The organism is Pseudomonas sp. HMWF021, assembly GCF_003061005.1.
Taxonomy (GTDB): Bacteria; Pseudomonadota; Gammaproteobacteria; order Pseudomonadales; family Pseudomonadaceae; genus Aquipseudomonas.
The window spans coordinates 1-10,885 of record NZ_QAIK01000145.1; the positions used below are offsets into that span (position 1 = coordinate 1).

Consider the following 10,885-nt stretch of genomic DNA (forward strand, 5'->3'; position numbering starts at 1 on the left):
GAATCGAACCTGATCTCGACCGTGCTGGATCTGGATCTGCGGATCCTGTTCCTGACCGCCGCCAACCCCGGCGCCGGCACCACCACCAGCGCGCTGGCGCTGGCCAGCCAGCTGGCGCAGATGAGCAGCGGCCAGGTGCTGCTGGTCGACGCCAGCCAGTCGGCGAGCAACCTCACCCAGCAATTGAACCTGAGCAAGGAGCGCGGCCTGCGCGACCTGCTGTTCAACCCGGACAACCCGCCACTGTTGCAGGACTGCGTGGTGCAGGTCTCGAGCCTGCCGTTTCACGTGCTGCCCAACGGCCGGCCGATCCGCACCCTGGAGCACCTGACCGCCGAGCGCCTGAGCCCGTTGCTCGATCAACTGGGCAGCCAGTACCGCTTCGTGGTGATCGACGGCGACGCGGTGTATTCGGCCGCCGACACGCTGGTGCTCGCCACTCAGGTCGACGGCGTGGTGTTCGTGGTGCGCGCCGAGGACACCCGCTGGGAAGTTGCCCAGGCCGCCGTGCAACGCCTGAGCCAGGCCGGGGCAAAAGTGGTCGGCAGCGTGTTTAACCGGCGCAAGTACTACATGCCCAAGTGGCTCTACAAAAACCTGTAAGCAAACGCGAAGGATGACGCCATGAACGCCAAGATACTTGTTCTGCTGATGCTGCCGCTTGCAGGCTGCTCCAGCACTTCCGAGACCCAGAACATGCCGGTGAACATTCTCACCGCCACCCCGGCCAACGCCCAGGCCACCGACATGCCGAAGATCGAGCAGACCCTGCGTCCGCAGGATGTGCTGGATGTGATCTTCCACATCAGCACCAGCGGCTCCGACGCCTACCGCGTGCAGTCGGGTGACCAGATCGGCCTGAACTTCACCGCCGCCAGCCAGCTCAACGGCAACCAGTTGGTGCTGCCTGACGGCACCATCAACCTGCCGGGCGCCAACACCTCGGTGAAAATCGCCGGCCTGACTGCCGACGAGGCACGCGAAGAAATCCAGCGCGCCTATCAGCGCAAGCAACTGTTCCAGCCCAACCGCAATCAGCTGACGGTGCAAGTCATCAGCCCGCTGACCAATGAGCAGAACCTCAAAAGCGCGCTGAATCACCCCGCCACCGGCATGAGCCGCGAGATCACCGTGGGCAACGACGGTTATGCGAGCTTTCCGGAAATCGGCGCCGTGCCGCTGCAAGGCATGACCATCAATCAACTGGAAACCTTCCTTAACCAGAAGTACGCACAACTGCCGGGGCGGATGAGCGTCGATGTGATGCTCAAGTCCACCGCCGGCAACGAGATCTACGTGCTCGGCGAGGTCGGCCAACCGGGTTCCTACCCGATCCGCCGTCCGGTCTCGGTGCTTGAAGCGCTGACCCTGGCACGCGGCACCAACGTCAAGGCACGTCTGGACTCGGTGGTGATCATGCGCCGCAACGGCAACCAGGTGCAGGCCGTGCACTACGACGTGGAAAAAGCCCTGTCGGGCGACGCGTCGCAGATCGCCTACCTGCAACCGGACGACATGCTGTTCGTGCCGAAAACCAAACTGGCGAGTGCCGGCGATCTGGCCCGGCAATTGGCGGACGTGGTGTTGTTCCAGGGCGTGGGTTTCAGCTTCGGCTACCGCGTCGACAACAAAAGCAGCAGCAGTAACTGACTCTCAGGTGACCGATCATGAATCCAAAGGAAAACTACCTGCATGAGTTCTTCAGGATCTTCTTCGCCAACAAGCAACTGGTGAAACGGGTCTTCCTGATCTTTGCAGTCATCGCGTTGGTACTGCCGCTGGTGCTCAAACAGAGCTTCGATATCACCGCCCAGGTGATCGTGCAGTCGAAAAAACTCTCCCAGGGTGACGCCACCACGTCACTGACGGTCGATAACGCCACCTTCATTCCGCCGTCGCTGGCGGACATGGAAACCGAAAGCAACATCCTGCGGTCGCCGGCGCTGATCCGCCAGACCATCAGTGAACTGCGCGACAAGGGCGAGTACAACCCGCCGGTGGGCGTGTTCGCCAAACTGGTGGGCGAGCCGTTCCGGCGCTACGTCACGTCGCCGCTGCGCCAGTACCTGATCAACCCGCTGCGCAACATGCTCGGGCTGCAAACCGATCCGGTACGTGACACCGTGCTCGACGGCTTGACTCAGGATGCGATCAACAGCCTGAAAATCGAGACCCTGCCCGGTTCCAACGTGATCTCGATCATCTACAGCTTCCCGGATCCGCACCAGGGCACGACGTTTGTCGCCGCCCTGCTGCAGAACTATCTGGTCAGCCGCCAGGCGCTGCAATCGATCGACCTGCCGCAGTCCTTCTATGAAACCAAGAAGCATCTGTATCAGGTGCGTCTCGACGGGCTGGAAGGCAATCGCCAGGCGTTGCTGGAAAGTGTCGGTTCGTCCGATCCGAAGGAAGAAATCACTTTCCGTCTGAACGCGATCAACACCGAAGAGCAAGCCCTGAACCTGTACCAGGATCGCCTGTTGCAGAGCCAGCGCTGGCTCGAATACCTGAAAACCGCGCTGGCCGCCGCCAGCACCAACAAGCTCAACGACTACACCTTCCCCTACACCTTCACCACCACCGTCGACAACGTGGCATTCGAGGATCGGGAAGTGAAACAGCTGGGCGAGCAACTGACCACGCAGGTCAGCCGCTACATGAATGACCTGGCGGTGTTCCAGCCCGGCAGCGAGCCGATGCTGCTGACCCGCGAGCAGATCGCCCGCACCCGTCAGCAGTTCCTCAAAGTGGTGAGCAACCGCATTCAGGAACGCACCAACGACCTGGCCGTGGTGCAACAGGTGATCGATCAGAAAACCGCGCGCATCGCCGAGTTCAAGAACCGCATCCACACCCTGCAACAGACCCAGAGCAAGCTGCGGCAGATGGACACGGAAATCGATGCGCTGCACACGGCGTTTTCGACCTACGCGCAACGCTTTGCCGAAAGCAGTACCGTTGGCTCGATCAACGACGACCTGTCGAACGCCAAAGTGCTCAGTCCACCCATCGAGCCAAGCGAGCCGGCGTTCCCCAAACCGCTGCTGATCATCCCGTTCGGCTTGTTCACCGGTCTGCTGCTGGCCATTGCCCTGGTCTATGTGCGTGAGTTCTTCGATCACCGCTTCAAGCATCCGGCGCAAATCACCCACGAACTGGGCCTGCCGGTGTTGCTGGTGATCAACGACGAAAACGTGCTGCCACGCAATCCGCACAAGAACTGGACCGTGCCAAGCTTCGTGCACTGGGTGCGCAATTGAACACGCCCTCCACCCCGAATGCCGCGCTGCCGATCATTCATTTGCTCAGCAGCGGCGGCTTCTATGGGGCCGAGCGCATGTTGCTCGATCACTGTCTGGCGACACCGGGGCAGCACCAGGTGCTGTTTCTCGATGCGCCGCCGGCATTGATCGCGCGCTTTCGCGAGGCCGGGGTGGACTGCCGTGGCTGCTCCGGGCTCGGCGAGTTGTTGCGCCACCTGCGGGCGCGGCGCAGCGAACAGCCGCTGATCAATACGCACAATTTCAAAGGGCTGTTGTTCGGTTGGGTCGCGGCGACGCTGTTGCGTTTGCCGCTGGTCATCACTCAACACGGCTTCACCCCGCGCAGCCGCAAACAGAAGTTCTACACCTGGCTGAGTCTGCAGTTGTGCCGCACTGCGTCGGTGGATCGGGTGGTGTGCGTGGCCGAGAGCATCGCGGTGCTGCATCGTCAGGCCAGCGTGCAGGCGGACAAACTTCAGGTGATTCCCAACGGATTGCCCGCCGCCGACGCGCTGATCAGCACCACTGACAGCCAGCGCTGGCTGGCCGGTTACGTCGGACGCCTGAGTAGCGAGAAAGGCCCGGACCTGTTTCTCGATGCGCTGATCCCGTTGTGTCACCAGCATCCGCAACTGGATGCAGTGATGCTCGGCGACGGCCCGGAGCGCGAAGTGCTGCAAGCGCGAATCGACGCCGCCGATCTGACCCAGCGGATTCGTCTGCCCGGTTACCAGACCGCCATGCAGCCGTGGTGGCAGCAACTGGATGCGCTGGTGATCAGCTCACGCACCGAAGGCACGCCGATGATTCTGCTTGAAGCGATGCAGGCCGGCGTACCGGTGGTGGCGTTCGCCGTCGGTGGCATTCCCGATGTGCTCGAGCACCGGCACAACGGTCTGCTGGCGACACCTCTGGACAGCGCCGCCCTCGCCCGTCAGCTCGACAACCTGCTGAACGAGCCGAAACTGGCCCGGCATTTGTGCGACAACGCAAAGCGTACGCAACAGGATCGCTACGACCTCAAGGCCCTGGCCGAACGCTGGTCGCAGCTGTACATCCGCACGGCACGGGAGGCACGCGCATGATTTTCCCGCTCTCGATCGTCACGCTGCTCGGCATGGTGTGCATCGGTCTGCTCGCCAGCCCTTATCCGTTTCTGGCACCCGGCGCGGTCATTGGTCTGGTGGCGTTCACGGTGTTGTACCGCAAGCCGACCTGGGGCCTGCTGGGCATTGCCGCGCTGGTGCCGTTCGAAGGTTTCTTCAAGGACAGCGCGCTGTCCGGAAGCAAACTGATCGGCGCCTCGCTGGCGGTGATCCTGATGCTGCAACTGGCCATGCACCAGATTCCGTCCGAGCGTCTGCGCAGCAATATCTGGCGGTTTCTGCTGTGGTTTCTGGTGCTGTATTTCCTCAGCCTGTTCAACACCGACGACATGGGCATGTCGCTGGGGCATGTGCGTGAACTGAGCGTCGGGCTGATCCTGTTTGTCATCACCCTGCTGATAGGCCGCGAACTGAACCTCGACCTGTTCGCCCGCCTGGTGACCCTGAGCGTCAGCGCCACCTGCGCCATGGCGATGTTCTCGACCAAATTCCAGGATCAGGGCCGCGCGGCCGGGCTGCTGGAAGACCCCAACGCCTTCGCCCTGCTGATCGCCTTCGCCATTCCGCTGGCGCTGCTGCTGGTGATTCGCGGACCGAATCTGCTGCACCGCTTGTTCTGGGGCGCCTGCTGCCTGTTGCTGCTGGGCGGCATGACCAAGACCGAGTCGCGCTCGGGGCTGGTGGTGGTGGCCTTGAGTCTGCTGATCGGCTGCTGGCACTACCGCACGCAACTGACGCGCATTCGTCCACGGCACCTGGGCTTTGCCATGCTCGGCGCGGCCATCGTGATTCCGCTGGCGATCTACGCAATGCCCGCCGGTTACCTCGCGCGCATTCAGTCCCTGAGCGTGTTGAGCGCCGGGGCCAAGGGTCACGACGACGAATCCCTCGGCCGGCGCGCCTCGTACATCGTGGTCGGCGGGCAGATGATCCGCGAGAACCCGCTGCTCGGCTCCGGCCCCGGCACCTTCCCGTTGCACTACGCGACCACCGGCTACGCCAAGGCGTTTTCCGCCAACCGCAAGATCGGCGACCTGTACCGCCGCGCCCACAACACTTATCTGGAAATCTTCAGTGAACTGGGGATTCCCGCCGGCCTGCTGTTTGTCGGCATGCTTGGCCTGGGTCTGTACAACCTGATCCGCGCCCGTGCTGCGTGGATGCTGCGGCGCGACTGGCAACAGGCGGACCTGATGACCCACCTCGGGGTGAGCTTCCTGTCGCTGACCCTGTTCCTGATGTTCCTCAGCGCACCGAACCAGAAATACGTGTGGATCATGCTCGCGCTGACCAGTGTGCTGCGCCTCAAGGCCGAGCAAGCGCCATCGACGGAGGCCCGGGTATGAACCGGATCAGTATCGTTATCCCGATGTACAACGAGGCCCGGCACATTGGCCGCACGCTGCTGGCCGCGCAAAAAGCCGCGCACGCGGCCAATGTCGAATGCGAGTTGATCGTGGTCGACAACGGCTCCAATGACGATGGCCCGCACATCGCCCGCCAGTTCGGCGCGCAGGTGCTGGTGCTGCCCGGCCTGCTGATCGGCGCTCTGCGCAATCGCGGCGCGCTGCTGGCCGGTGGCGAGTGGATCGCGTTCATCGATGCCGACGTCGAAATGCCCGAAGACTGGCTCAAGCCCTTGTTCGAACTGGAGGCCAGCGCGCAGGCCGACGTGTTCGGCCTCGACCTGCAAACCCCCGCCGCCGCGCCGTGGTACGCCGCTGCCTGGCAACGGCGCACGCTGAGCCCGACGAGTCAGGCGTCGCACGCAGTGGACTGGCTGCCCAGCTCCAACCTGCTGATGCGCCGACGCTGGTTCAAAAAGGTCGGCGGCTTCAACGAACACCTGCGCACCGGCGAGGACAAGGAGTTCACCCTGCGCCTGCACGAACAAGGCGCACGGCTGCTCTCGGTGAACAACAACGTGGCCCTGCACTGGGGCTACGAGATGAACTGGCGCGAGTGGATGGGCAAGGAAATGTGGCGTCAGGGCAGTCATCTGCAACTGCTGCGCACCCACGGTTTCAGTCTGCGGCTGTTGCGCTTTCCGCTGCTGTCGCTGCTGGCCTGGCTGCTGGACCTGCTGGCGATATCCGCGCTGCTCAACGGTTTTCCGCATCACGCGGCAATCATGGTGTCGCTGACCCTGATTCCGGCGCTGGTGCTGAGCATTCGTCAGAGTTCACGCCATCACGACGTGGCCCTGACCCTGCAACTGTGGGGCCTGCACTGGCTGCGTCTGCATCTGGCCGGGGCGGCATTCATTCTCAGTCTGTGTCATTGGAACGCCAGGAGGCCTGCCCGTGGCTGAATTCATTTTCTGGCTGTGCCTGCTGCTGCCGGTGTACGCCTACCTGGGTTACCCGCTGCTGCTGACCGTGCTGGCGCCGCTGTTCCCGGCCTGGCGCCACAGCCCGGCGCCGCCGCTGAACATCAGCATCGTGATCGCCGCGCACAACGAGGCGCGGCATATCGAGCACAAGTTGCGCACGCTGCTGGCGCAGGATTATCAACCGGCGACGCTGCAGATCATTCTTGCCAGCGACGGCTCCACTGACGACACCGTGGCCTGCGCGCACAAGGTGGTCGATGCGCGCATCACCGTGCTTGATCTGCCGCGCCAGGGCAAAGCGGCGACGCTCAACGCCGGCGTGGCGCTGGCGACTGGCGATATTCTGGTGTTCACCGATGCCGACAACCAATGGTCGCGGGAAACCCTTGGCTACCTGCTCGCCCCATTGAGTGACCCGAGCGTCGGTGCCTGCGCCGGGCACATGGTGATTCCGGTGACCGGCGGCGGCCTGAGCGTCGGCGACAGCCTGTACCGGCATTACGAAGGCTGGCTGCGCCGGGTCGAGAACCGCACCGGTTGCATGGTCTCGGCCGACGGCGCCCTGCTCGCGCTGCGCCGCGAGCTGTTCCAGAGCGTGCCGGCGGAGGTCAACGACGACTTCTTTCTCAGCACCTGCGCACCGGTGGCCTTCAAGCGCATCGTGTATGTGCCCGAGGCGCAAGTGATCGACCACGGTGTCGACGAAGCGGACAAACAATTCCGCCGCCGTCAACGCGTCACCGTCGGTGGCCTGCAAAGCCTCGCCCAGCGCAGTGAGCTGCTCAACCCGCTCAAGCATGGCCTGTATTCGATCGCGCTGATCAGCCACAAACTGATCCGCCGCCTGGCACCGATCCTCCTGCTGCCGTTGCTGCTGAGCAACTTCTGGCTGTGGGACGACCACGGCTTCTATCGACTGGCCCTGATCACGCAACTGTTCGGCTACGCCATCGCGATCGCCGGGCTGCTGGATTCACAACACCGGTTACCCAAACCGTTCCGCCTGGCGGCATTCCTGCTGGTGACGCTGGCAGGCATGAGCATCGGCCTGTGGCAGTTCCTGCGCGGCCACCGTTACGCCCAGTGGAACCCTGAACAAAACCGTTGAGAGGACCGAAGCCATGGCGATCAAACAATTGATAAAACGCACCAGTGGCTGGCTTTACCTCAACTCCTCCGTGGGACGAAACCAGTTGCACGGTGCCGGAGTGATCCTGATGTTGCACCGGGTACTGTCCAACGACCGCGCCGCCGACCTGCCGCACCGCAATGAACTGTGCGTCGGGCCAAAAGCCTTCGAACATTTGCTGGTGTGGCTGCGCCGGCATTTCGATTGCGTGCCGCTGATGGACATCCTGACGCCCACGTCCCTGCGCAGCGAACGCCCACGGGTGGCGCTGACCTTCGACGACGGCTGGCGCGACAACGCGGTCAACGCCTTCCCGTTGCTGCAAAAACATCAGGTGCCGGCGAGCATTTTCCTCTCCACCGATTTCATCGGCAGCCGTCAGCGCTTCTGGTGGGAAACCCTCGGCGAAACCCTGTGGGGCAGCCACGGCGAAAAGGCCCGCATGCACTTGATCGAATGCCTGCATGCGATTCATCACCCGGTGCCGGTGCTGGTCGACGACATCGACGTCGACCGGCGCAGCCTGTCGCTGCTGCATTACCTGCAAGGCCTGAAAACCCTCGGACCTGCGATGCTCGAACGCCTCACCGACGAATGTCCGCCCGAAGCACAGCCACAAGCGCTGGACTGGCATCAGGTGCGCGCAATGGAAGCTTCCGGGCTGGTGCGTTTCGGCCCGCACGGCGCCAGCCACGCGATCCTCACTGAACTGGACGATGTGCGCCTGAACGAAGAAATCAGCCGCAGCCGCGATGCCTTGTACAACGGCTGCAACCGGCCGCTGCCGGTGTATTGCTACCCCAACGGCAACAACGACGAGCGCGTGCGCAAGCAGATTGCCGCGCACGATTACCCTTTCGCCCTGGGCACCGGCACCGGCATCTATCGCGGCGAAGGTGATCCGCTGAACCTGCCGCGCTTTGGCGTCAGCCAGCGCACCGCACGCAATCCCGAGTTGTTGTCGTGGCGCATCTTTCGCGGAAACCGGCCATGAGCCGCAGCCATTACCTCAAGCATCTGGCGCTAAGCATGGGCACCAAACTGGCGATGATCGCCCTGCGTTTGCTGCGTAACGTGTTGCTGGCGCGGATCCTCGGGCCGAGTGAACGCGGGTTGTTCGCGCTGCTCAGCACCTTGCCCGATCTGATCAGCGCCGCGACCAGTGGCGGGTTGAATTCAGCCGTCGGTTATCAGGCCGCCAAACAACGGCCCATGGGCCTGCTGTTGAGTCAGGTGCTGGTATTCGGTTGCCTGCTCGCCGGTCTGCTGACCCTGCTGGTGGTGGCGCTGGTGCGCGAGTTCGGCGGTGAGCTGGATGTCACCGTGCAGCTCGGTCTGCTGGCCTGGCTGTTGCTGCTGGCGGTGCCGCTGACCGTGCTGAAAAGCGGCCTGCTGACCCTGCACAACGCCTCCGGTGGCGTGGTCGCGTTCAACGCCTTGCGCCTGACCGAATCGCTGGCGCCGTTGCTGCTGTTTCTCGCCCTGTTCTGGATGTGGAAAAGCGCGGCGCTGGAAGCGGCGCTGATCAGTTGGCTGGCCGGGATCAGCCTGGTGGTGCTGGCCGGTTGGGTCTGGCTCAAACGCGCGCAATCGCTGCACCTGCAATGGGATCGCGCCAGCCAGAACGAACTGCTGCGCTACAGCGCCCGCAGTCATCCGGATCTGCTGTTCCAGCAAGTGATCCTGCGCTCGGATTACCTGTTCATCGGCGCCCTGCTCGGCAGCACCGCGCTGGGTCATTACGCCATGGCCAGTGCCGCCGCCGAACTGCTGCTGATCGTCCCGGAAGCGGTGACCACGCCGCTGATGAAACGCCTGCTGCAACAGGACGAAGGCATGGACAAGGTCACCCCGCTGGCCCTGCGCCTGACCGCCACGGTGATGCTCGGCGCGTGCCTGTGCATGGCAGTGATCGGCAACTGGTTGATCGTCACCCTGTTCGGCATTGCCTACCAACCGGCGTATCCGGCGCTGCTCGCCTTGCTGCCGGGGCTGCTGGGGCTGTGCTATGCGAGCATCCTGCGCCTGGACCTGCTGGGCAAAAACCGCCCCGGCACCGTGTCGCTGCTGATGGGCCTCGGCGCCCTGCTCAATCTGGCGCTGAACCTGCTGTTGATTCCGGCTTACGGCATCGTCGGCGCAGCAGCGGCTTCGTCGATTGCCTATCTGGCCGTCACCGTGGCGATGCTGGTGTTGTACTGCCGTTTGAGCGGCGTGGCGTTCTGGCAAACCCTGATCATCCTGCCCAGCGACGTCGCGCCCATGTGGCAGATGCTGCAACGGAAGGCCGCATGAAACGCCTGCTCCTGCTGCTCGGTCTCGGCCTGTCGCTGGACGCCTTTGCCGCGTCGATGCGCTGGGGCGAAATCCGCGACGGCAGCCTGTATCTGCAAACCGATCGCCCGGACAGCGTGACCATCCGCTGGTCCCCGGCGTGGCAGGCCGATGCCAACGAAGAGCATTTGTACCTGCTCGATGGCCGGGGCAAGTTGCAGGGCGAGCGCTTGATCAAGGCCAGCGAAACCCGTGGCACTCAGAGCTGGCCGTTGCTGCCGGGCGCCGCCAGTTATCGTCTGGAAATTCCCGGCTACAGCTTTCGCAATTACCGGGTCGAACACGATGAGCACACCGTGGCGCTATTCGCGCCGGCCAAGGTGCATTTCAGCGCGCAGGCGCAAAATGGCGATGAACTGTTTTTCAAGGTGGCGCCGGGGGAACACGCAGTCCTCGCCGGCAAGTTTCATGGCGGGGTGAATGCCCTGCAAGCGCAACGGGTGGGCGATGATCGGCCGCTGACACTGGCGCTCAAACCCTATCGCGCCTATTGGCAGTTCGATCAACTGGCATTGCCGGTCAGCGAACGCGAACAGATCTGGCGCCTGCGCCTGCAAGGCAGCGGCAAAGCGGCGTTCTGGCTCGATGGCACGGCCAACCTGTTTGCGCAGAATCCGCAGCAACTCAAACCCCTGCGCGAGGACGCCGGGCAGACGCGTCTGACCCTGCACGACAAAGTGCTCGGGCGCACCCCGGATCTGGGCATCGCCATGCCCTATGT

At 63.4% G+C, this 10,885-nt stretch carries 9 protein-coding genes and 1 pseudogene; all 10 read left to right on the forward strand.

Features of this window, described 5'->3' with window-relative positions; all coding sequences use genetic code 11:
- Window positions 1-603: CpsD/CapB family tyrosine-protein kinase (locus tag DBR18_RS20105; protein ID WP_108591621.1), on the forward strand; the 603-nt coding region annotated here is incomplete at its 5' end.
- 21 nt (window positions 604-624) lie between these two features.
- On the forward strand, window positions 625-1,650 hold the full coding sequence (locus DBR18_RS20110; RefSeq protein WP_108591622.1) for a polysaccharide biosynthesis/export family protein: 1,026 nt from the start codon (window positions 625-627) through the stop codon (window positions 1,648-1,650).
- 17 nt (window positions 1,651-1,667) lie between these two features.
- Entirely contained in the window at window positions 1,668-3,260 is a 1,593-nt protein-coding gene (locus DBR18_RS20115) for a Wzz/FepE/Etk N-terminal domain-containing protein (protein WP_108591623.1), read from the forward strand.
- A complete protein-coding gene (locus tag DBR18_RS20120) occupies window positions 3,257-4,348 on the forward strand; it encodes a glycosyltransferase family 4 protein (RefSeq protein WP_108591624.1) in 1,092 nt (363 codons plus the stop codon). Before DBR18_RS20115 ends, DBR18_RS20120 begins: the two co-directional genes overlap by 4 nt.
- The gene (locus DBR18_RS20125) at window positions 4,345-5,715 is read left to right on the forward strand and encodes an O-antigen ligase (protein ID WP_108591625.1); all 1,371 of its coding nucleotides are present in this window, start codon (window positions 4,345-4,347) and stop codon (window positions 5,713-5,715) included. The genes DBR18_RS20120 and DBR18_RS20125 overlap by 4 nt, the downstream gene beginning before the upstream one ends.
- The gene (locus DBR18_RS20130; protein ID WP_108591626.1) at window positions 5,712-6,680 is read left to right on the forward strand and encodes a glycosyltransferase family 2 protein; all 969 of its coding nucleotides are present in this window, start codon (window positions 5,712-5,714) and stop codon (window positions 6,678-6,680) included. The genes DBR18_RS20125 and DBR18_RS20130 overlap by 4 nt, the downstream gene beginning before the upstream one ends.
- Window positions 6,673-7,809, forward strand: a complete 1,137-nt coding sequence (locus DBR18_RS20135; RefSeq protein ID WP_108591627.1) for a glycosyltransferase family 2 protein — start codon at window positions 6,673-6,675, stop codon at window positions 7,807-7,809. Before DBR18_RS20130 ends, DBR18_RS20135 begins: the two co-directional genes overlap by 8 nt.
- 13 nt (window positions 7,810-7,822) lie before the next feature.
- Entirely contained in the window at window positions 7,823-8,824 is a 1,002-nt protein-coding gene (locus DBR18_RS20140; RefSeq protein WP_108591628.1) for a polysaccharide deacetylase family protein, read from the forward strand.
- On the forward strand, window positions 8,821-10,125 hold the full coding sequence (locus tag DBR18_RS20145; protein ID WP_108591629.1) for a lipopolysaccharide biosynthesis protein: 1,305 nt from the start codon (window positions 8,821-8,823) through the stop codon (window positions 10,123-10,125). The genes DBR18_RS20140 and DBR18_RS20145 overlap by 4 nt, the downstream gene beginning before the upstream one ends.
- Window positions 10,122-10,885 (forward strand): annotated as a pseudogene (locus tag DBR18_RS29560) (hypothetical protein); the annotation flags it as partial. The gene DBR18_RS20145 and the pseudogene DBR18_RS29560, both read left to right, overlap by 4 nt.